The sequence below is a fragment of the Pseudoalteromonas sp. 1181_04 genome, assembly GCF_052850545.1.
Genome location: NZ_VXCS01000001.1, coordinates 1 through 21,169 on the forward strand (window position 1 = coordinate 1; position 21,169 = coordinate 21,169).

Sequence of the window (21,169 nt, forward strand, 5' to 3'; positions counted from 1 at the left end):
AAAGCGCTAACTGCGTTATAAATTTTTCATGTAGAACAACTACATGTCAAAATTTATGCCTTGTTATCACTGCATTTATCTGTCGCTATAAATGGTCAGTAACTTAACACGATTGGTATAAGATCATTTTATTGTTTTGAAAAACTCGCAAACTCACTATAAAACTTGCGTTTAGGCCTCTACCTATGCGATAAAATCATTATATTTATCATACAAATAGTGGGGCTTCATGGCACGTAAAAAAACAACTAAATCAAAAGGTTCATCAGGACTCAATCGTAAAAACAGTGAAAGCTTCATAGTTAAATTTAGTAATCATGCTGATACTCAACTGTGTGCTTCTGGTTTGATGTATAAAGTAATAGATGAGATCTCTGGTGAGCGAGTAACTGACACAGATACCGTGGTCATCAATCAGCGTATTATGCTTGCTGATGGCAGCGTAATAGCTGATAGTTATAAAGCTGGAATGCCTGAAGTATTTACCTTAGATGAGGCAATCGAAGGATTACGAGAAGGTATTTTATTGATGTCGGTTGGTTCTCGCTATGAATTTGTAATTCCTGCAGAGCTGGCGTGGGGGCGCAAGGGGAATGGTGGGAAAATAGGAGCTAATGCCGTTCTACATTTTGATGTGCGCTTAATCCGTTTAGGATGATCATTATGCTATTGTTAAAAGTACTTTTCTTTAATGTAAGAGGGCTTTATGCCGCCATTTTCTAGTCGCGTTTACTTATTACGCCATGGCGAATTGATTGAGCAAGAAGTCTTGGCCGGACATACAGATTTTTTACTCAGTGAACTTGGCCGTGCGCAATTACATCAAGCATGCAATGAACTAACTAATATTGAGCTTGTACAAAGTTCGACTTTGAAACGTTGTAGCGAATTTGCCAGATCTTTTAGCCATGCCCAGCAAATACCACTTTTTCTGACTGATCAGCTCCGAGAGTTTAATTTTGGTGATTGGGATGGCTGTAAATATGATGATTTGTGGCAACAGACGGATTCTCCTAGTCTTGGCGATTTCTGGCAAAGCCCTTGGCAAGTAACCCCCCCTCATGGCGAAAGTATGAGGGATTTTTATCAGCGAATAGCAACGTGGTGGCAAACGTTACTAATTGATATTGCAAGTAATCGTACTCAAGCACAATTAGTTTTAACGCATGCCGGAGTGATCAAGCAACTATTAGGTATTATTTGTCAGTTACCAAAAGAGTCGAATCAGCAAAACATATTTTCAATCGGTTATGGGAAGCTTATTTGTATTGATATTTACATAGATGATAGCGATAAAGCATGGCCCAGAATTGTGTTTTAAAAGACTATTTTTAGCCGTCTAGAAAGATATTAATTGAAATATTTACTCACCCGCCCATAATAGAGCCTTATGTATTTTGGAATGGGGTGTAACTCCTCAACTGTTCCCGCAACTGTAAGTCGCAAGCGCGATAAGTCAGATACAAAATACGTTAATTTATTACCTATTGAGCGGGCTAACTCTTCTATTATCACCATGATCATAATGGTTTGTAGTGTATTGGGTTTAGCTATTGCTAGAGAGATAACACATTGCAAATACCAGCAGTAATTGATCCCCCTTTACTTGAAGTAGCTAATTTATCGTGGTCGGTGGCAAATACCGCCATTTTGCACGATATTAATTTTGCAATAAAACCAGGCCAATTTATTGGTTTGTTAGGGCCTAATGGCGCAGGTAAATCAAGTTTATTGCGTTGTTTATACCGTTACACTAAACCAGTGTGCGGTGAGGTTATATTTGCAGGGAAAAATATTTGGCAGCTAAGTGCGGATGAATATGCCAAGCAGGTTGCTGTGGTGCTGCAAGAAACACCTTCGCAATTTAACCTATCGCTTTATGATGTAGTGAGTCTTGGCCTTACGCCGCATAAAAGCTTATTTAGTTCGACAACTAAAAATGATCAACAAATTATTTTTCAGGCGATTGAGCAAGTTGGCTTGAGCCATCATTTACAGCAATCGTTTGATTCCCTTTCCGGTGGCGAGAAGCAACGCGCATTGATAGCACGTTCAATTGTACAAAGCCCTCAATTATTAATTATGGACGAGCCTACCAGCCACTTAGATATTAAATATCAAATTCAATTAATGGAGTTGGCTAAATCGCTAAATGTAACGGTATTAGCGTCGTTCCATGATCTTAATCTTGCAGCAAGTATGTGTGATGAACTACTGGTGATAAAGCAAGGTGAGTTAGTTGCAACGGGTAGCCCAGAATATGTCATCACGGAAGAAATGCTCAGCGAAGTATTTGGTGTCTGTGCCGAAGTCTCGGCGCATCCACAGAGTAAACAATTAAATAAGGTCATTCCGCGTATTACCTATTTTTACGGCTATCAAGGTGGTGGCGTTGATGCAAAAAAATAATTATTTTGCAGTCAGCGTGGCGCTATTTTTTGCCTTGTCGAGCATTTTTATAGCACTTAGCTTTGGTGCTGCGCCCAGTAAATTCATTGATGTATACCACAGTATTATAGGTCAGGGAGATGACTCCTTTATAGCGCGGATCATATGGCAACTGCGAATGCCACGAACATTGTTGGCGTTTTTAGCTGGCTCTGGTCTAGCTATTGCTGGTTTAATTTTACAAACCGTAACCCGTAACCCGTTAGCCGATCCTTACTTATTTGGTATTTCATCGGGAGCCTCATTTGGTGTGGTATGTTTTATGACACTAACAGGAGCCAGCGCGGGAATAACAATGTCGGCCGCGGCATTTGTTGGTAGTTTATTGACTATGTTATTACTGGTTTTTATTGCCGGACGAGCAGGTCGCGGACAAGTTGAAAGCATGCTCTTGGCTGGGGTCGCTTTATCCTTTTTATTCAGTGCCTTTACCAGCTTACTTTTATATTTTAGTGATCCGCAGGCGATCACGGCTATTTTATTTTGGACGCTAGGCAGCTTTGCTCGCGCACAATGGTCAACGTTATGGTTACCCGCTTTAGTTATTATTAGTTGCACCGGGCTGATGATGGGTTTTCGTCGGCAACTAAATGCAATGTTACTAGGTGATGAAAGTGCTGCAACTTTAGGAATACCGGTACAGCGGTTTCGGTTATTAATGTTGGTATTGAGCTCATTGATCACTGCAGTGTTAGTGGCGATGTGTGGTGGTATTGGTTTTGTTGGTTTGATGATCCCGCATATAGTACGGTTTTTTGTGTCGCAAGGCACTATTACTGGTTTGATCATGACGGCTTTAGTTGGCGGTATATTTATGGTGTGGGTTGATGTGCTATCGCGTGTTTTACTTGCAAATCAAGAATTGCCAATCGGTGTTATTACTTCTGCAATAGGCAGTATTTTCTTTTTATCGTTACTTTATTTTCGCAAGCGAGAGAGTTAGTCAGATGTTTAATATACCCACAGTAACTAATCAATTTGGTCACCTCATCATTGATAAGATTAACCAAAAAACTAAACCGCTTGGTGCACTTGGACAGTTAGAACAATGTGCAATACAACTGGTTACTTTGTTTAGCCAAAAAGTGGCAAGCGAAGATGCTTTTAAAACCTTTGCACCTGCAATCAATAAGCCTACTTTGCTGGTATTTGCAGGAGATCATGGTGTTGCTGCACAAGGGGTATCGATAGCGCCCAGTGATGTCACCTCACAAATGGTAGCTAATTTTGTCAGCGGTGGTGCCGCTATTAATGTCTTTTGCCAACAGTTAGGTTGGCAATTAGAAGTGATTGATTGTGGTATTTTGCATCCAGTCACAGCGCCAAGTGTCCATAATTGCCGTCTAGGAAGTATAACAAAGCCACTTAATACAGACATGGCAATGAATACCGCGCAGGTACAGCAAGGCTTTAATAATGCTAAACAGCTGGTGCAACAGCTCAGTCATAGTGGTTGTAATACAATTGCCTTTGGCGAAATGGGCATAGGTAATACCACCAGTGCAGCAGCGATTATGGCAGCTATGCTGAATTTACCTGCACAGCAGTGTGTTGGCAAAGGCACGGGTGTTAGTGATGATATTGTTACGCGTAAAATAACAGTTGTAGAGCAAGCGCTGGTATTGCATCAGTTACATTTAGCAGATCCTATTTCACTACTTGCAGCGTTAGGTGGCTTTGAAATTGTGCATATTACGGGAGCTATGTTGGCTGCGGCTGAGCAAGGCATGGCTGTAGTAGTTGATGGCTTTATTTGTAGTGCTGCGGCAATGGCCGCAATTAATATTAACCCAGCAGTGAAAGATTATTTAATTTTTGCACATTGCTCAAATGAGCAAGGCCATCGACTGATGTTGAACGTACTCGATGTTAAGCCACTGCTGCAACTTGATTTACGCTTGGGTGAAGGCACTGGCGCTGCGTTAAGTTTACCATTATTGCAAGCCGCACTTGGTTTTTATAATCAGATGGCTAGTTTTGCTGATGCTGGTGTTAAGCAGGTTGTCAGTTAATGCCTAACCCAGAGGCAAATAAAGTAACGCAATGGCAGTTACTGTTATTAGCAATTAGCTTTTTAACCCGGCTACCGGTGCAGTTGCGCTTTAATGTAAGCGGTGCTCATTTAAATCAAGCAAGTCGCTATTTTGCTTTAGTGGGTTTACTGCTTGGTGGATTATTAGCACTCAGCTACGGCGTTTTTCAATTACTGTTACCAGCATCAATAAGTGTATTACTAATGATGGCGGCCGGGTTGTTATTAACAGGCGCATTTCATGAAGATGGCTGGGCCGATGTATGGGATGGTTTTGGCGGTGGTTGGCAGGTGTCGCAAAAGCTTGCCATTATGAAAGATAGTCGTCTTGGTACTTATGGTGCTGCGGCATTATTTATTATGCTGCTGGTTAAATTTCAAAGCCTACTCTTTCTTAGTGAGTCATTGATTACTGTATTGAGTGCAATTGTTATCGGGCAATGTGTAAGCCGAGTAGTGGCAACCAGTTTAATTATGGGGATGGAGTATGTAAGTGAAGATGCGACTTCAAAAGTAAAGCCGCTTGCTATGCACCTATCGGTCACTAGTTTAGTTACGTTACTTGTAACCGCCGCTACTTTACTGGTTAGCTTGATTGCTGTTGGTGTATTGTTATGGCAAACCGTATTCATTCTTGTAGCAGTATTACTGATCCTAAGAGTCATTTTGATCCGCTGGTTTAAACAGCAGTTAGGTGGTTACACTGGCGATTGTTTAGGTGCCGCGCAGCAGCTAAGTGAAATTGCCATTTACTTAACTTTTGTGAGTGTATTATGAACGCTAACCACACATTTATTTTAGGCGGCGCACGCAGTGGAAAAAGCCGCTTTGCTGAACAGCTTGCACAGCAAAGCAATAAAAGCGTTATTTACCTCGCAACGGCGCAAGCCCACGATACTGAAATGCAAGATCGTATAGTCCATCATCAACAACAGCGCCCTGTCGATTGGCCGTTAGTTGAGGAGCCAATTGCATTGGCTGAAGCGTTACAAACACACAGCAGCAAAGATAACTGTATTTTAGTTGATTGCTTAACCTTATGGTTAAGTAACTGTTTATGTCACGCCACAAGTGATTGTTGGGATGAACAGAAATCAGCACTACTAAATACCCTTGAAAATTTACCGGGGCAAGTGATTTTTGTCAGTAACGAAGTTGGCCACGGTATTGTGCCTTTGGGCGAGCTAAGCCGCCGGTTTGTAGATGAATCAGGCTGGTTACATCAAGCCATTGCCGCAAAAGCTGCGCGAGTTGAATTTATAATGGCAGGTCTTGCCTTAACACTGAAAGGGCAGTCATGATGAAAACATTAATGGTACAAGGTACTACTTCTGATGCAGGGAAAAGTACTTTAGTTGCAGCATTGTGCCGAGTATTTGTTGAACGCGGGATCAAAGTTGCTCCATTCAAACCGCAAAATATGGCCTTAAACAGCGCTGTAACAGAAGATGGCGGCGAAATAGGTCGTGCGCAAGCACTACAGGCGATTGCAGCTAAAGTGGCGCCACGGGTTGATTTTAACCCCATTTTACTCAAGCCCAATAGTGATACTGGCGCTCAAGTGATAATTCACGGTAAAGCCATTAGTAATATGGAAGCAGGTGCTTATCATGATTATAAAAAAGTCGCGATGGATGCGGTACTGGCTTCGCAACAGCGTTTAAGCGAAGAGTTTGAGCTACTGGTAGTTGAAGGTGCGGGCAGTCCGGCTGAAATTAATCTACGTGCGGGTGATATTGCTAATATGGGTTACGCCGAAGCGGTTGATTGCCCCGTGATCATTATTGCAGATATAGATAAAGGCGGTGTGTTTGCGCATTTGGTCGGTACTCTTGCGCTATTAAGCGAGTCAGAACAAGCCCGAGTAAAAGGCTTTGTGATCAACCGTTTTCGTGGCGATATAGGCTTATTGCAAGGTGGCCTTGATTGGCTTGAAGAGTACACCGGTAAACCAGTGTTAGGGGTGTTGCCGTATTTACATGATCTCGCCCTAGATGCTGAAGACGCGGTAGCGATAGATAATCAAGTAAGCCAAGCAAAAATAAAAATCGCAGTATTGCTACTTCCTCATATTAGTAACCACACTGATTTTGATGCGCTGCGTTTAAACCCGCAAATTGACATTAATTACATTCGCCATACTCAAGCAATTCCACACGTTGATCTGATCATCATTCCTGGCAGTAAAAATGTTATTAATGATTTAGCCTTTTTAAACAATGAAGGCTGGGGCGAGCAGATTCAGCGTCACTTGCGTTATGGCGGTAAGTTATTAGGTATTTGCGGAGGTTTGCAAATGCTCGGCACAGATATTTATGACCCTGAGGGTGTGGAATCAAGTAAAACACACTGTAAAGCTTTAGGGCTCGCTGATTTTACCACTCATTTAGGGCAGCATAAAGTACTAACTCAAGCTGCTGGTGTGATCCATCTTGGCGGTCAACAAGCAAAAGTGGCAGGCTATGAAATACACGCCGGTTGCAGCGCTGGCCCAGCATTTAAAAAGCCTTTTTTACAATTTACTCAGCATCCACAGCATGTTGTGCAAGATGGTTTTATATCAGATGATGATTGTATAGCAGGTACTTACTTACATGGCTTATTTGATAGCAGTGCAGCTACGCAACTAATACTGGATTGGGTATTGCCAAATAGTGGTATTACCCAATTAATAGATATAGACACACATCGCGAGCAGCAATTAACGCGCTTAGCCACGATGTGTAAAGAACATTTAGATTTAGACAAAATAACGCAAATTTACCAAAACTGGGAAGGAGTTAATCATGAGCGACACACATAACGACAAGCACCAACAACGCCAACAAAAAGTAAAAGATAAAGTTGATGAGCGTATAGCCGCAGCACAAACTGAGAAAGGCGTTTTTCAGGTGATCACTGGTAATGGTAAAGGTAAATCAACCTCAGGGTTTGGCACGGTAACACGTTGTGTAGGCCATGGCATGAAAGCTGCTGTGTGCCAGTTTATTAAAGGTACTTGGCCGTGTGGTGAGCGTAATGTATTGCAAGGCGCAGGGGTTGAATTTGCCATTATGAACACAGGTTTTACCTGGGAGACGCAAAATAAAGAATCAGATACCGCAGCGGCGCAAGCGACTTGGCAAGAAGCAAAACGTATGTTGGCTGACGAATCAATTAATTTAGTATTACTTGATGAAATTACTTATATGATCACCTACGGCTACATTGATTTAGACGAAGCACTCGAAGTGATCGCTAATCGTCCGCCAATGCAATCTTTAATTATTACTGGCCGTGGTGCGCACCGCAAGTTAACTGACTTAGCTGATACTGTTAGTGAAGTGCGCAATGTTAAGCATGCATTTGATGCTGGTGTTAAAGCGCAAATAGGATTTGATTATTAATGGCTACGCTTAGGCTTGTACTCGTTTTATCGCTGGCTCTGTGCTGCTTTAAGCTCGTGGCTGATCCTAACAAGCAGCAATTAAGAATTATCGCCTTGGCCCCGCATATTGTTGAAAACCTCTATACCATCGGCGCTGGTGAGCAAATCGTGGGAACCGTGGAATATGCTGATTTTCCTGCTGCGGCCAATGATATCCCACGTATCGGTGGTCACCAAGGTATTCAAATAGAAAAGCTACTGGCCCTCAAACCTGATTTAGTTTTAGCATGGAAAACGGGTAGCAAAGCTGAGGATTTAGCACGTATTAAAAGTTTTGGCATTGATATAATTTACAGTGACGCGAGTGAAGTAGATAAAGTGCCCAATGAACTGCGCCGTTTAGGTGAGCTTACTGGACATGAGCAATCAGCCGAGCAAGCCGCACTTGAATTTGAGCAGAAAATTGCTGTAATCAAAGCCAAGCAGCAAGGTAAAAGTAAGGTCGCGGTATTTTACCAGCTATGGGCAGAACCGATGATGACGGTGGGTAAAAATACCTGGATCAATCAGTTAATCGAAATTTGCCAAGGTCGTAATGTATTTGCTAGTAGCCGAACTGATTACCCTCTGATAAGTATTGAAAATGTGATCGTGGCAAAACCAGAGATCATTATATTGCCTAATGAAAAGTCACAAGCGCAGCAAACTGTGATTGATTGGACACAATGGCCCGAAGTACCCGCGGTAAAGCACCACCAGTTTATTAGCGTCAATGCTGATTTACTACACCGCTTTACCACGCGTATGTTGGATGGTCTTGCTGATATGTGTACTAAAATAGATGATTCACGCGTTGCAATTAAGGAGCCACAATGAGTGATTGGCAAGACTTTTTAAAAACCGAATGTGCAAAAACTTATATGCAGCAGACGTTGGATACAGTCGCTCAAAAGCGCAGCGAAGGTATTGCTGTATATCCGCCAGAGCAGTATGTATTTAGTGCATTTGATGCAACACCGTTAAGTAATATAAAAGTGGTTATTTTAGGACAAGATCCTTACCACGGCGAAGGACAAGCACATGGTTTGTGTTTTTCGGTATTACCAGAGGTTGGTAAACTTCCTCCCTCATTAAAAAATATCTATAAAGAGCTGGCTACAGATATCGATGGTTTTCGCGTGCCTACGCACGGTTATTTACAACGCTGGGCAGAGCAAGGGGTGTTTTTACTTAATACCGTACTGACTGTTGAGCAAGGCCAAGCCCATTCCCATAAACACTTAGGTTGGGAGCAGTTTACCGATAAGGTTATTGCCCATATTAATCAACACTGTGAAGGTGTGGTATTTATTTTATGGGGTGCTCACGCACAAAAGAAAGGTAAAGGCATTGATAGTACGCGTCACCATATTTTAAATGGCCCGCACCCATCGCCGTTGTCTGCGCATCGTGGCTTCTTTGGTTGCCAGCATTTTTCCGCTACCAATCAGTTATTAACACAGCAAGGGCAAACAGCGATCGATTGGCAAGTTTAGGAATTGTAGGTGCGAGTTTATCCCGCGCAGAATATACGTTAACTGATAAAAACAAAGGCCCTTACTTTATCGGTAAGGGCCTTTTAGTTGGTTAGTAGCTATTGCGAAATTAAAAATCTAATTCATCAATCGCAATATTGTCTGTAAAAAAGTCTAGTTCCTGTAGTTCTTTACGTAAACGTTGCTTGTCTTTTAAAGCTTCGATTTCGCGCCATTTTCTCTTTTTATTTTTCTGAGAGGTCTTTCTTGTTGTATCAGGACCTTCTAATATCTCTAAAATATCGTCTAGGCTATCCATGAACTTCTCCTATTGAATTTTTTGAACCTCGAAAATACCTATACCACAGGCCACACTAAAATAGAATAAAAAAGTGACATTTATGTTACAGGTAAGTGATAAATTAATGAATAGAGATTATTTTCAGGCATAAAAAAACGCCGCAAATGCGACGTTTAATTTAAACGATAAAAGCGATTACATTGCTTTAAAACGCGCTTCTAGTTGCTCTTGTGCATCAGCAAAAGAACGAATACCTTCAGCTAGTTTTTCTGTCGCCATGGCATCTTGATTATGTAACCAACGGAACTGAGCTTCAGTTAGTGGTGCAGGTTTAGGCTCTTTAGCAATATCACTTTCAAGTAAATACTCCTGTGCACCTTCAAGGTTGCCTAGCTCTTCTAAAAGGTTAGGACTGATGGTTAGTTTATCGCAACCAGTTAGTGCGATGATTTCACCGGTGTTACGGAAACTTGCGCCCATAACAACCGTTTTATAATCATGGCGCTTATAAAATTCAAAAATACTGCGTACTGATTGCACGCCTGGATCTTGTAATGGATCGGTTGGTTTTTCTAAGCCGTTAGCAACGTGCCAATCTAAAATACGGCCAACAAATGGTGAAATCAAAAATACGTTAGCATCTGCACAAGCACGGGCTTGAGCATCACTAAATAGCAGCGTTAAGTTACACTTAGTACCTTCTTTTTCAAGTTGCTCTGCGGCTTTAATACCTTCCCACGTTGAGGCAACTTTGATTAAGATTTTATCTTTGCTCACACCTTCTTTTTCATAAAGGCTTAGTAATGTGTGTGCTTTAGCAATTGTTGCTTGAGTATCAAATGATAAACGCGCATCAACTTCTGTTGAAATATAACCCGGCACAATGTCACTGATCTCTTTACCTAGTAATACAGCAAAGTAGTCACAGGCTAGTTCTAATTGTTTAGCAGCGTCTTGCTCGGTTTCTTTAGCATAACTCCACGCTTTATCTAAATACGGCTTATAGGCTTCAATTTCACTGGCTTTTAATAGCAATGAAGGGTTAGTTGTTGCATCTTCCGGTTGGTGTTTTTTAATCGCTTCAATATCACCAGTGTCGGCCACGATAGATGAATGTTGTTTGAGCCTTTGTAGAGCTGAAGTCATTTGCTTTCCTCATTCCAAGCAAGTTAAAAGAAAATCTACTGTAACTACCTTATACTGCAGCACTGTGACAGCGCTTAATAGGTCTTATGTCCGTATCAGTGAAGAACGAAGGTGCATAGCATAATTTGCTGTGCGAATAAGGTAGGTATCATACCAATCAATTCTAACTAATTGATATAAACAAAACGTGCTTTTCGTTTCATTTAATGTTGAAATTGACATTAAATAATTTCCAAGTCAATAGCTAACTATGATCACTGTTATTTCACCTGCAAAAAATTTAGATTTCGAGAGCCAAGCAAGCACTGATAAATTCACGCAACCTGAGTTACTTGAGCACAGCGAAGAGTTGATGACGGTGTGCCGCGAATTAACGCCGGCACAAATTGGCAGTTTAATGAAAATTAGCGATAAGCTTGCAGGCCTTAATGCTGCGCGCTTTAGTGAGTGGTCGCAACCGTTTACTACCGACAACGCTAAACAAGCCGTGATGGCTTTTAATGGCGATGTATATGGTGGTTTAGATGCAAACAGCTTAACTGCCGGGCAACTTGATTACGCGCAAAGTCACCTACGTATTTTGTCAGGCCTTTACGGGTTATTAAAACCACTTGATTTAATGCAAGCGTATCGCTTAGAAATGGGCACTAAGCTTGATAACAGCCGTGGTAAAAACCTCTATGAATTTTGGGGCAGTATTATTGCTGATAAACTAAATAGCGTACTCGCTGAGCAAGATAGCCAATATCTAGTAAATTTAGCATCAAACGAGTATTTTAAAGCGGTTGATAAAAAAGCCTTAAACGCGCAAATCATTACTCCACACTTTAAAGACTGTAAAAACGGCCAATATAAAATTATCAGCTTTTATGCTAAAAAAGCGCGCGGCTTGATGGCTCGCTACATTATTGAGAATAAAGTTACCCAGTTAAGTGATTTAAAAAAGTTTACTGTTGATGGTTACTACTACAGTAGCGAAGCGACCCAAAAAGAGCTGGAGCCAGTATTTCTAAGAGATGAACAAAACTAGTTATTAATCTGTTTAAAAGCCCTGCAATGCATGGCTTTTTAGTTTTGGCGCTTATTTTGCAATAACCTGACACTATTTATAAAATAATCAAGGTTAAGCAATGCTAAAAATACCTTCTATCAGCGATGCCGAAAAACTTATTGAAGAAAAACTCGGTGGCTGGTTTGATGTCGTAATAAGTCATATACCTAATTTTATAGTGGCGGTGATCATCGCCATTGTTTTCTCAATTCTCGCGCGTTTTTTAGGTTCGATGATGCGCAATGTTTTACGCCGCTCGTTAGACTCCCAACAAATTGCAGACTTAATGGCATCGATATTCAAGATGATAGTACTGTGTGTTGGGTTATTTGTTGCCCTCGATTTTATAGGGCTAAAAGGCACTGTAACGTCATTACTGGCTGGTGCTGGGATTGTTGGTTTAGCAATTGGTTTTGCCTTTCAAGATATGACCGAGAACCTAATAGCTGGTATTGCTATGGGTATTCGCAAACCCTTTAAAACAGGCGATGTTATAAAAACCGATGATGTGTTTGGCAATGTGCGCTCAATAAATTTGCGTAACACGCTTATCGAAAACTTTTATGGGCAACTGATTTTAGTGCCTAACAAAATACTTTTTCGTAATGTATTACGTAATTACAGTACCTTAGGTGTACGCCGCATTGAAGTGCCGGTGGGCATTTCATATGGTGATGACCCAGAGCTGGCAGCTGAGGTGATAGTTAAAAAAATCAATGAATTTGATTTTGTAATTAAACAAGACGAAACCGCTGTTTATGCTGAAGGGTTTGGCGACAGTAGTGTCAACTTACTGGTGTGGTTTTGGATAAAATACCCCGGCGAGGCAGACTTTATGACCGTACGCCATAAAGCAATTGTGGCAGTCAAACAAGCGCTAAGTGACGCTGATATTAGTATTCCATTCCCAATTCGCACCCTTGATTTTGGTATTAAAGGCGGTGAAAAACTCGATGCGATGATCACTGAAAAGCGCCAGCACTCAGAACAATAAATGGTTCTATCAACAGGTAATATTTACCTGTTGATAGTGCTAATTTACACAAATTTACAGCTGGTAATACAGTTGTTGATTGGCGCATATTTACCAGTATTAAGTTTTCTACTGATAGACAGCATTTATGGCGAAGCATCAAAACAAGTAAAAGGCAGTGGTCATAGTTTAGTTATCGCTAGCCGATTATCTACTGCACTTATTAGACACGAGCTAAAACTAAGGCTAGTGTCTAATAAGTAAAGTCGAAGGTAAAATTAATGAATAACATTAAAGTGAGCAATGAAGAACCAAGTAGCCCATGTATTCGGCATTGTTGTTTGGATAAAAACGATACCTGTATCGGTTGCTTTAGAACCCTTGATGAAATTCTCGCGTGGCACAGTGCAAGCCCTGCACAAAAGCTACAGGTTCTTAATGAATGCCAAAATCGCAAAAACGCGCAACATAAATAATCACTTTGTAGAGCAAACTGCAGTCTGAAAAAGCTAACCCCAAACTTCAAGATTTCGTAATAAAGATAAAAACCGTATACTAGTTTTTACTGCTCTGTACTGCCCGTTAATAAACACTCCAACACACACAAAGAATAAGTTAGCGATACACTCGTGCCACTGCATTTGTGCTAAGCATCCATAATCGATGGTGTTTTTGAATTTTTGATTGCATACGTATTCAATTTTCATTTTGTGAGAATCCCTCTACTGTTAATTCTTTGTAAATAAATAATACCTATTACTTGACAACACAACGGAACACACAATGAAAATTAAAAAAATAGTAACCACTATTGGGCTAAGTATTGGCCTAAGTGCTACGTCGATTGCAAATGCAACACCAACAACATTCGTCCATCTATTTGAATGGAACTGGCAAGATGTAGCCCTCGAATGTGAACAATACTTAGGACCTAAAGGCTATGCTGCGGTACAGGTATCGCCGCCTAATGAACATATACAAGGCAGCCAATGGTGGACGCGTTATCAACCTGTCAGTTACCTATTGCAAAGCCGAGGCGGTAACCGCGAGCAGTTTATTGATATGGTTAATCGCTGTAATGCCGCTGGCGTTGATATTTATGTAGATACTTTAATCAATCATATGGCTGCAGGCAGTGGTACAGGTACCGCTGGTAATACCTATGGTAATAAACAATACCCAATTTATAGCCCACAAGACTTTCACACCAGTTGCACCATTAATGGCTCTGACTACGGCAACGATCGTTACCGAGTACAAAACTGTGAGTTAGTTGGACTAGCAGATTTAGATACCGCTGCAACGTATGTCCAAAACACATTAGCGGCTTACATTAATGAATTACAAGCCATTGGTGTTAAGGGGTTTCGGTTTGATGCCTCTAAACATGTTGCAGCCAGTGATATTCAAAGTTTAATGGCGAAAGTGAATGGCTCGCCAGTGGTCTTTCAAGAAGTAATTGATCAAGGTGGCGAGGCTGTTGGTGCCTCTGAGTATTTAGCGTCAGGTTTAGTTACGGAGTTTAAATACAGCACTGAACTTGGCAATACCTTTAGAAATGGCTCGCTCGCATGGTTAAGTAATTTTGGTGAAGGGTGGGGGTTTATGCCAAGTGCATCAGCTGTAGTATTTGTAGATAATCATGATAATCAACGCGGTCATGGTGGTGCCGGTAATGTAATTACCTTTGAAGATGGCCGCTTGTACGACTTAGCAAACGTATTTATGTTGGCTTACCCGTATGGTTATCCAAAAGTAATGTCTAGTTACGACTATCATGGTGACACAGATGCTGGTGGTCCAAGCGTACCTGTGCATAACAACGGTAATTTAGAATGCTTTGCGAGTAATTGGCAATGTGAGCATCGTTGGGCATACATTGCAGGTGGCGTAGATTTTAGAAATAATACGGCTGATAGCTGGGCAACAACCAATTGGTGGGATAATACTAACAATCAAATAGCCTTTGGTAGAGGAAGTTCAGGTCATGTTGCCATTAATAAAGAAGGCTCAACACTCAATACCACCGTGCAAACAGATATGGCTCCAGGGCAATACTGTAACGTGCTAAAAGGAGCACTGAGTAATGATGCAACAAGTTGTACTGGTGAAGTTATTACTGTTAATGCAAATGGCACTATAAACTTAAATGTAGCCGCGTGGGATGCAATGGCTATTCATAAAAATGCCAAGTTAACCACTAACTCAACCCCTGATCCTCAGAGTGATTGGCAGCGAACTGTGATATTTATTAACGCACAAACGCAAACTGGCCAAGATATGTTTATTCGCGGCGGAATTGACCATGTTTATGCAAACACAAACCTTGGGCGTAACTGCCAAACAAGCAACTTTGAATGTGCTATGCCAATTCGCCATAATAATTTGCAAAGTGCCACTACCAGTCCTTGGAAAGCAAACGATAATTACCTAGATTGGTATGGTATTGAAACGGGCCAAAGTAGTGAGGCGCAAGGGACCGCAACCGATTGGACAACTAATATTTGGCCAGCAACTTGGGGAGCAGAAAAAACCGTTGCTAATGATGGCTTTGGTGTTACACCACTGAATATTTGGGGTGAACATTATTGGCTGCTTGATGTTGATATGGATTGCAGCAAAGCGGTTAATGGATGGTTTGAGGTAAAAGCGTTTATTAAAAATGGTCAGGGCTGGGAGGGCAATATCGCGCAAGCAAACACCCCTTATGCTAGTACTAATCATGTTGCTCAATGCGGCAAAATTAATAAATTTGAGTTTAATAATTCAACGGTAGAAATACGCAATTTCTAATTTTATTACAGATAAATCCCAGCTAAACCATAAGTATGCGTTTAGCTGGGATTTTACTTTGTAAGTCATGTTCTGGAGATTTGCGTTTTCTGTGTTTTAAGTAAACCTAAGTTGAATCACCAGAAAATCAGTTGCTTTAACTCTTTAATCTTTAGCCTAGCAGCTTTAAACTCTTCAATCTCTCACCTGCATTTTATTTTCAATAATTGCCACTCCTTGGGTGTTTTCTAAAAACTTTTGTGCCAGTGCGCGTTCAAAGCCGGTTTCGGTTAGACCATAAATGGCTACTTTGTTGCCATCAACGTGTACTCGCAGTTGCGAGAGGTTTAGGTTTGGATTGCTACGCAGTTTATGAATTATAGTCTGCTGTAGTGTTGGTTGAGGAGAAACGCTGCTGATCATAATTGTACTAGTGGCTGCACTGACTTGCGTTGCGCAGGCGAGTAAAAATACACAGCAAAGTGATACCAATGATACAGTTAATTTGAAGCGGTCCATGATTTCCCTCATAACATCTATTGTATGTGTTTAGTGAATAGTAAGCTTACTGTTACAATATTTATTCCAACTTTAACGTATTGAAATTGAAGTGGTATTTTAAGTTCGGGTAATGTTTTTGGAATTTTTTACATTCAACTGAGTAAAAAGTACGGCGATTAGCTAACTAATTTAGATTTGTAGTTGCTGTTTAGTGCAGCTATAGCGATGCAATATATTTTTTGTTAAGTGATGGTCGTAGCTGCAAGCTTGTAATGAGCAAGCTAAATGGGGGACACAAGATAATTAATTTGCATGACTGCTATGAGAGGGTTTAATAACTTACTGCGAGTAGGTAAAACTGAATGTAAAAAGCCGAGACTATGATAAGTCTCGGCTTTTTATGTGGCGTTAAAGCAGATGAATTATTTCTTTTTCTTGGCTTTAGCTTTGGCCTTTTTACGGGCTTTGATTTTTACCGGATCTTTATGTTTTTTGATTGGCGCTTTAGCTTCTTTATGACGCGGCTCAAATCCTTTAACAACACGGCGTTTAAGGCGCAGCTCAATGTAGCGTTCAATTTTTGCTAATACTGCAATGTCATGGGCTTCTACTAACGAAATTGCAATGCCTTTCTTACCTGCGCGAGCAGTGCGGCCAATACGGTGAACATACACGTCTGCTGTGCGTGGCATATCAAAGTTGATCACATGACTAATATCAGCCACATCAATACCGCGGGCGGCAACATCAGTCGCAACTAATATTCTTGTACGGCCACTGTGGAAATTTTCCATTGCCTTCATGCGTTTGTCTTGTGGCATCTCGCCACGTAACCAGGCTGCGCGAACCCCAGCATTGGTCAGCTCGCCGACTAATGTTTCTAGGCGGTCACGGGTTTTAACAAACACAATAGCTTTGCTTAAGTCTTCACTGTTTAGTATTTCAACCAACATTGCTAATTTATGGTTGTAATCATCAGCAATGTGTACCCATTGGTGGATTTTAGCTTTTTCTTTACGTGAAGATTCAGCTTCTAATAGGGCTGGATCTTTTAAAATTTGCTCTGCAAATCGTTCAACGCTATCGCCTTCAAGAGTGGCTGAGAATAAAAAGCACTGACGACGATTTTTTGCTTCTTCACAAATACGCATCATTTCTTTACGAAAGCCCATGTCTAACATGCGGTCTGCTTCGTCTAAAATAAGCATCTCGACGTTTTCGGCATGAAAGTTTTCGGTTTCTAAATATTCCATTAATCGCCCTGGTGTGGCGATTAATATATCGTTATTTTTTTCAAAAATTTCTTTATGCGTACCGTAGTTAATACCGCCAGTAACAACACCAATTTTAAGGTTAGTGCCTTTAGCAAGTAGTTCACACTGTTCATGAATTTGATAAGCTAACTCGCGCGTTGGAGTCATGATCAAAACACGGGCAAAACCAGGCTCGCGACGCGGGAAATCAAGTAAGTATTGAATCGCCGGGATCAAAAATGCCGCTGTTTTACCAGTACCGGTTGGTGCGGAGGCTAAAATATCACGGCCTTGCAGCGCTTCAGGGATCGCTTGTTGTTGAATGCTAGTTGGGGTTTCGTAACCCATTTTAGCAACGGCTTGTAGTATCTTGTTATCAATATCAAAATCAGAAAATTGCATAGAGTGTCAAAAATAGAGGACAATTGCTGGTAATTATACGCGCTATCCGCCAGTTGGTGAATGAAAAGGTGAAAAAATGTCAGGCTTTGTGTTTAAACAATTTAAAGTAGCGCAAACGCGCAGTGCGATGAAGGTCTCGACGGATGGAATTTTACTCGGTGCATGGGCTGACTTAACTACTTCACAGCGGTTACTTGATATTGGCACAGGTACTGGGTTGTTGGCATTAATGTGCAAGCAACGCAAACCAACTATGCAGGTTAATGCTGTTGAAATTGATGCCAATGCATGTGCTGATGCGCAGCAAAATTTTACAAATAGCCCATGGTCCGATATTAAATTGATGCAAAAAGCTATTCAGCAAGTAACCACCACAACTGAGTTTGATGTTGTGATCAGTAACCCTCCGTATTTTAATGCCAGTTTAAAAGGGCAGGACTTAGCCCGTAATACCGCACGTCATACAGATAGCTTAAGTTTTAGTGAGTTAATCACTGCATTCAAACACCTTAGTCACCAAAATGCTTTTTTAAATGTGATTCTACCTTGCCCAGAAGCGCAGTTGTTTATTGCACAAGCGCAATTACAAGGTTTGTATTTAGTGCGCCATTGTTTAGTACAAACTACTGCCACTAAAGCGCCGAGCAGGAGCTTAATGTGCTTTGCTTATCAGATGCAAGAATGCGAGCTGACCAGTTTAACGATTCATGGCCAAGGGGCTCAATATAGCGATGAGTATATAGCTTTATGTAAAGACTTTTACTTGAAAATGTAATCATCATTGAATAAAAGGTACATTTATCGCACACTGATGAAAAACCTCGGTGATAGATATGGATAATCAACTACCTAAACCTTTTATTTTTGTACTTTCCTTAGTGCAAGGCATTGTTCTTACTTTGTTATATCGTAGTGTTGAAAATCAGCTATGGCCTGCGACAGAGCCAGTTTGGTTGTTTTCTTTAGTTACTTTTACCATTAGTTTTGTGCTACTGACTTTACTTGCTGTAGAGCAAGCTAATATTAAAAAACTGCTTAGTTACTTGTTACCATTTAGTCTGTTGTTATCACTCCTTGGTGCTTATATTGGTGCTCAGCAATACCCTATTGCGCTGGTTAATAACGATGCTTTAACGGCCATTTTTATATTCACAGCCTTAATTGCCAGCTTTAAAGCACTTATGTATATCCAACAACTGATTGATAATGAAGCAATTAGTTATAGCCAATTATTCAAGCTCTCATGGCGTAACTTTATTTTATTTGCAGAGTGTTGGTTATTCGTTTTAATTTTCTGGGGAATTTTGCAGTTAGGAGCGGCGCTATTTAATGCGTTAGAGATTACATTTTTCTCTGAGCTACTCAAAAAAGACTGGTTTTGGATCCCAACTTTAACCTTAGCGTTCGGTTTTGCCACGGTGATCTTTAGAGGGGTTATGCATATAGAAGATAACATCTCATTTTTATTGCAAACCTTGATTAAGTTTTTACTGCCAGTACTTACGGTTATTTCTTTAGGCTTTTTAGCGACGCTACCGTTTACGGGGCTAGATAAATTATGGCAAACAGGCAGTGGTAGCTCGTTAGTTTTATGGTTACAGGTACTCACTTTATTTTTTGTGAATACGGTTTATCAATACGCTGCTGATCAGCGACCTTATAAAATTGTAATACATAGGTTAGTATTTTTTGGTATTGCTTTATTACCAATTTACAGTGTGATTGCCGCTTATGGCATTTGGCTTAGAGTTGAACAATACGGGATCACGGTGGGTCGCTGCTGGGCTATTTTAGTGTGTCTTTTACTTGCGTGTTTTTCATTCGGGTATTTAGTCGGGATCGTTAAAAAGCGCGATGCATGGCAACAAGTGCAAAGCAAAGTTAATATTGTGATGGGAGTGGTGATTTTAATATTTATGCTACTAGTGAACTCGCCAGTTTTGAATTTTCAGCGTTTATCTACCGAGAGTCAAATCGCGCGCTTAAATGAAGGTGACGTGAGTATTGAAGAATTTGATTATTATTACTTCTCAAGTAATTTAGGACGCCAAGGCTATCTTGCAATGCAAAAGTTACAAGCGCAAATTCAAAGTACTCATCCAGAGCAAGCAATGATCATTGAGCGAATGTATGTCAACCCAGATAATCCAGAGTTTGAGGCTTTAGCCGAGCAAACATCAATAACAGAGTTTGTTACGCACTCGACGTTTTGGCCTAGGCAGCAGGTGTTTTCGGATGAGTTGATTCAGGCTGTATTCGAGAGCTTACATTTCAACCGCTGGACACCGCTTAAAAGTCATTCATTTTATTTTATCGCCATAGATTTAAATCAAGATGAACAACTCGATTATGTATTTATAGATGAAACGAATAACTCAACTGAAGCTAATCTGTGGTTTCATGATGGTACTCAATGGCAATCAAAATACATGACTATCGATAATCCCGAGCAAATTAAATTACTAAAAACACTGATTGATGCAGATAACATTGAGGTTGTACAACCCAAATATAATGATTTGAAAATTGGCGATGTGCTGTTTAAAGTCAGGAGTGATATTGATTACTAAACAGGGTTTAAGGTCAGAGTGTTCAAAATATTAGTTAGTAATTCAATATAAAGTTCAACGCAATAACGTTTAGCGTAATACATTGAATCACCAAACTAATAAATATTGTTAGGCTAAGTAACAGCAGGAGCATACAGAAAATTATTCTGCTATAGCTCCTGGTATTTCGGTAATTACAGCCAGATACTGGCTTTAATTGGCATCAAATAACTCAAATATTCGGTTGTCACCAGGAGCCGTTTTTACCACTTGCAACAAGGCATTTGCCACGTTTTCACGGCTGACTTTTGCATCTTTACGTTCACTTGGCCGTTGTGTGGTGATTTGCAATGAAGCGCTGTCGTTGGTAAGTGAACCTGGGCGTACAATGGTATAATTTAGGCCGCTATTGATTAGATGTTCGTCAGCCATATGTTTAGCAACTAAGTAAGGTTTTAAATCGCTTTCTGTTGCATCAGGATCATCTGCGCCAATCGAACTGACCATAATAAAGTTTTTTACATCATATTGCTTTGCATAATTTACGGCTTTAACCGCAGCCCATAAATCAATTAATAATGTTTTATCATCGTCGGTATTTCCGCCAGAACCGGCAACAAAAATCACCTGTTCGCAGCCTGCAAATGCTTGGCTAAAGTCACCCTCGAGATCTTGCTCGGTCACGCTGAGGTAGGGACTGCTTAAATCGCTTAACTTATTTTTATCACGTACGAGAGCAACAACCTGATGCTGATCATTAAGTAGTAACTGTGTCGTTATTTTACCAATCTGGCCACTTGCGCCTATGATTAATGTTTTGCTCATCATTAACTCCTTCAAAAAATAGCTAAATTGCTCAC

Annotated in this window: 22 protein-coding genes and 1 riboswitch; of the genes, 17 read left to right on the forward strand and 5 right to left on the reverse strand. The window is 40.6% G+C overall.

Annotated features, from left to right (window positions below):
* The first annotated feature begins 229 nt into the window (after positions 1-229).
* The 11 genes from FW757_RS00005 (at position 230) to ung (ending at position 9,382) form a co-directional block, all read left to right on the forward strand.
* Positions 230-658 carry an FKBP-type peptidyl-prolyl cis-trans isomerase gene (locus tag FW757_RS00005; protein ID WP_149983394.1) on the forward strand — a complete coding sequence of 143 codons (429 nt, stop codon included), beginning with the start codon at positions 230-232 and terminating at the stop codon, positions 656-658.
* A 48-nt stretch (positions 659-706) separates the two neighbouring features.
* Positions 707-1,321 (forward strand): histidine phosphatase family protein, encoded by a 615-nt coding sequence (locus tag FW757_RS00010; RefSeq protein ID WP_182719502.1) that lies wholly within the window; start codon positions 707-709, stop codon positions 1,319-1,321.
* Positions 1,322-1,343: 22 nt separating this feature from the next.
* Positions 1,344-1,486, forward strand: a riboswitch (cobalamin riboswitch).
* Between the two features lie 86 nt (positions 1,487-1,572).
* A complete protein-coding gene (locus FW757_RS00015) occupies positions 1,573-2,409 on the forward strand; it encodes an ABC transporter ATP-binding protein (RefSeq protein WP_220493306.1) in 837 nt (278 codons plus the stop codon).
* On the forward strand, positions 2,396-3,391 hold the full coding sequence (locus FW757_RS00020) for a FecCD family ABC transporter permease (protein WP_182794047.1): 996 nt from the start codon (positions 2,396-2,398) through the stop codon (positions 3,389-3,391). The genes FW757_RS00015 and FW757_RS00020 overlap by 14 nt, the downstream gene beginning before the upstream one ends.
* 4 nt (positions 3,392-3,395) lie before the next feature.
* Positions 3,396-4,460, forward strand: coding sequence for a nicotinate-nucleotide--dimethylbenzimidazole phosphoribosyltransferase (cobT, locus tag FW757_RS00025; RefSeq protein WP_182794048.1), 1,065 nt, complete (start codon positions 3,396-3,398; stop codon positions 4,458-4,460).
* Positions 4,460-5,257 carry an adenosylcobinamide-GDP ribazoletransferase gene (locus FW757_RS00030; protein WP_182794049.1) on the forward strand — a complete coding sequence of 266 codons (798 nt, stop codon included), beginning with the start codon at positions 4,460-4,462 and terminating at the stop codon, positions 5,255-5,257. Before cobT ends, FW757_RS00030 begins: the two co-directional genes overlap by 1 nt.
* On the forward strand, positions 5,254-5,781 hold the full coding sequence (gene cobU, locus FW757_RS00035) for a bifunctional adenosylcobinamide kinase/adenosylcobinamide-phosphate guanylyltransferase (protein ID WP_145242903.1): 528 nt from the start codon (positions 5,254-5,256) through the stop codon (positions 5,779-5,781). The genes FW757_RS00030 and cobU overlap by 4 nt, the downstream gene beginning before the upstream one ends.
* Positions 5,781-7,283: a cobyric acid synthase gene (locus tag FW757_RS00040; RefSeq protein WP_182719512.1), complete on the forward strand. Its 1,503-nt coding sequence runs from the start codon at positions 5,781-5,783 to the stop codon at positions 7,281-7,283. Before cobU ends, FW757_RS00040 begins: the two co-directional genes overlap by 1 nt.
* Positions 7,267-7,866: a cob(I)yrinic acid a,c-diamide adenosyltransferase gene (cobO, locus tag FW757_RS00045; RefSeq protein ID WP_145242905.1), complete on the forward strand. Its 600-nt coding sequence runs from the start codon at positions 7,267-7,269 to the stop codon at positions 7,864-7,866. Before FW757_RS00040 ends, cobO begins: the two co-directional genes overlap by 17 nt.
* Entirely contained in the window at positions 7,866-8,723 is an 858-nt protein-coding gene (locus tag FW757_RS00050; protein WP_182762360.1) for a cobalamin-binding protein, read from the forward strand. Before cobO ends, FW757_RS00050 begins: the two co-directional genes overlap by 1 nt.
* Positions 8,720-9,382, forward strand: coding sequence for a uracil-DNA glycosylase (gene ung / locus FW757_RS00055; RefSeq protein WP_145242908.1), 663 nt, complete (start codon positions 8,720-8,722; stop codon positions 9,380-9,382). The genes FW757_RS00050 and ung overlap by 4 nt, the downstream gene beginning before the upstream one ends.
* A 109-nt stretch (positions 9,383-9,491) precedes the next feature.
* Here ung and FW757_RS00060 read toward each other — a convergent pair whose 3' ends face one another.
* Both FW757_RS00060 and tal read right to left on the reverse strand, forming a co-directional pair.
* Positions 9,492-9,680, reverse strand: a complete 189-nt coding sequence (locus FW757_RS00060) for a DUF3545 family protein (protein WP_145242910.1) — start codon at positions 9,678-9,680, stop codon at positions 9,492-9,494.
* 177 nt (positions 9,681-9,857) lie between these two features.
* Entirely contained in the window at positions 9,858-10,808 is a 951-nt protein-coding gene (tal, locus tag FW757_RS00065; protein ID WP_145242912.1) for a transaldolase, read from the reverse strand.
* Between the two features lie 250 nt (positions 10,809-11,058).
* Between tal and yaaA the strand changes: the two genes are divergently transcribed.
* From yaaA to FW757_RS00085, 4 genes are all read left to right on the forward strand, one after another.
* A complete protein-coding gene (gene yaaA / locus FW757_RS00070; protein WP_149983400.1) occupies positions 11,059-11,838 on the forward strand; it encodes a peroxide stress protein YaaA in 780 nt (259 codons plus the stop codon).
* Positions 11,839-11,938: 100 nt separating this feature from the next.
* Positions 11,939-12,853: a mechanosensitive ion channel family protein gene (locus FW757_RS00075; protein WP_145242916.1), complete on the forward strand. Its 915-nt coding sequence runs from the start codon at positions 11,939-11,941 to the stop codon at positions 12,851-12,853.
* Positions 12,854-13,113: 260 nt separating this feature from the next.
* Positions 13,114-13,308, forward strand: coding sequence for a DUF1289 domain-containing protein (locus FW757_RS00080; RefSeq protein WP_145242920.1), 195 nt, complete (start codon positions 13,114-13,116; stop codon positions 13,306-13,308).
* A 307-nt stretch (positions 13,309-13,615) separates the two neighbouring features.
* Complete coding sequence (locus tag FW757_RS00085; RefSeq protein ID WP_446440713.1) at positions 13,616-15,625, forward strand: alpha-amylase; 2,010 nt, start codon at positions 13,616-13,618, stop codon at positions 15,623-15,625.
* A 174-nt stretch (positions 15,626-15,799) separates the two neighbouring features.
* On the opposite strand, the gene FW757_RS00090 is transcribed toward FW757_RS00085, so the two are convergent.
* Both FW757_RS00090 and srmB read right to left on the reverse strand, forming a co-directional pair.
* The gene (locus tag FW757_RS00090) at positions 15,800-16,123 is read right to left on the reverse strand and encodes a BON domain-containing protein (protein ID WP_149983403.1); all 324 of its coding nucleotides are present in this window, start codon (positions 16,121-16,123) and stop codon (positions 15,800-15,802) included.
* Between the two features lie 404 nt (positions 16,124-16,527).
* The gene (srmB, locus tag FW757_RS00095; RefSeq protein ID WP_145237725.1) at positions 16,528-17,760 is read right to left on the reverse strand and encodes an ATP-dependent RNA helicase SrmB; all 1,233 of its coding nucleotides are present in this window, start codon (positions 17,758-17,760) and stop codon (positions 16,528-16,530) included.
* Positions 17,761-17,836: 76 nt separating this feature from the next.
* Between srmB and FW757_RS00100 the strand changes: the two genes are divergently transcribed.
* On the forward strand, positions 17,837-18,535 hold the full coding sequence (locus FW757_RS00100; protein WP_149983404.1) for a tRNA1(Val) (adenine(37)-N6)-methyltransferase: 699 nt from the start codon (positions 17,837-17,839) through the stop codon (positions 18,533-18,535).
* 58 nt (positions 18,536-18,593) lie between these two features.
* Positions 18,594-20,330, forward strand: coding sequence for a DUF4153 domain-containing protein (locus tag FW757_RS00105; protein WP_182719509.1), 1,737 nt, complete (start codon positions 18,594-18,596; stop codon positions 20,328-20,330).
* A gap of 192 nt (positions 20,331-20,522) precedes the next feature.
* On the opposite strand, the gene FW757_RS00110 is transcribed toward FW757_RS00105, so the two are convergent.
* Positions 20,523-21,134, reverse strand: a complete 612-nt coding sequence (locus FW757_RS00110; RefSeq protein WP_182719510.1) for an SDR family oxidoreductase — start codon at positions 21,132-21,134, stop codon at positions 20,523-20,525.
* Positions 21,135-21,169: the final 35 nt, after the last annotated feature.

Coding starts and splice junctions, on each gene's coding strand:
- cobT (WP_182794048.1), top strand. CDS start 3,396: ATGTTTAATATACCCACAGTAACTAATCAATTTGGTCACCTCATCATT.
- FW757_RS00050 (WP_182762360.1), top strand. CDS start 7,866: ATGGCTACGCTTAGGCTTGTACTCGTTTTATCGCTGGCTCTGTGCTGC.
- cobU (WP_145242903.1), top strand. CDS start 5,254: ATGAACGCTAACCACACATTTATTTTAGGCGGCGCACGCAGTGGAAAA.
- cobO (WP_145242905.1), top strand. CDS start 7,267: ATGAGCGACACACATAACGACAAGCACCAACAACGCCAACAAAAAGTA.
- FW757_RS00080 (WP_145242920.1), top strand. CDS start 13,114: ATGAATAACATTAAAGTGAGCAATGAAGAACCAAGTAGCCCATGTATT.
- FW757_RS00090 (WP_149983403.1), bottom strand. CDS start 16,123: ATGGACCGCTTCAAATTAACTGTATCATTGGTATCACTTTGCTGTGTA.
- ung (WP_145242908.1), top strand. CDS start 8,720: ATGAGTGATTGGCAAGACTTTTTAAAAACCGAATGTGCAAAAACTTAT.
- FW757_RS00100 (WP_149983404.1), top strand. CDS start 17,837: ATGTCAGGCTTTGTGTTTAAACAATTTAAAGTAGCGCAAACGCGCAGT.
- FW757_RS00060 (WP_145242910.1), bottom strand. CDS start 9,680: ATGGATAGCCTAGACGATATTTTAGAGATATTAGAAGGTCCTGATACA.
- yaaA (WP_149983400.1), top strand. CDS start 11,059: ATGATCACTGTTATTTCACCTGCAAAAAATTTAGATTTCGAGAGCCAA.
- FW757_RS00110 (WP_182719510.1), bottom strand. CDS start 21,134: ATGAGCAAAACATTAATCATAGGCGCAAGTGGCCAGATTGGTAAAATA.
- tal (WP_145242912.1), bottom strand. CDS start 10,808: ATGACTTCAGCTCTACAAAGGCTCAAACAACATTCATCTATCGTGGCC.
- FW757_RS00040 (WP_182719512.1), top strand. CDS start 5,781: ATGAAAACATTAATGGTACAAGGTACTACTTCTGATGCAGGGAAAAGT.
- FW757_RS00005 (WP_149983394.1), top strand. CDS start 230: ATGGCACGTAAAAAAACAACTAAATCAAAAGGTTCATCAGGACTCAAT.
- FW757_RS00105 (WP_182719509.1), top strand. CDS start 18,594: ATGGATAATCAACTACCTAAACCTTTTATTTTTGTACTTTCCTTAGTG.
- srmB (WP_145237725.1), bottom strand. CDS start 17,760: ATGCAATTTTCTGATTTTGATATTGATAACAAGATACTACAAGCCGTT.
- FW757_RS00030 (WP_182794049.1), top strand. CDS start 4,460: ATGCCTAACCCAGAGGCAAATAAAGTAACGCAATGGCAGTTACTGTTA.
- FW757_RS00010 (WP_182719502.1), top strand. CDS start 707: ATGCCGCCATTTTCTAGTCGCGTTTACTTATTACGCCATGGCGAATTG.
- FW757_RS00075 (WP_145242916.1), top strand. CDS start 11,939: ATGCTAAAAATACCTTCTATCAGCGATGCCGAAAAACTTATTGAAGAA.
- FW757_RS00020 (WP_182794047.1), top strand. CDS start 2,396: ATGCAAAAAAATAATTATTTTGCAGTCAGCGTGGCGCTATTTTTTGCC.
- FW757_RS00085 (WP_446440713.1), top strand. CDS start 13,616: ATGAAAATTAAAAAAATAGTAACCACTATTGGGCTAAGTATTGGCCTA.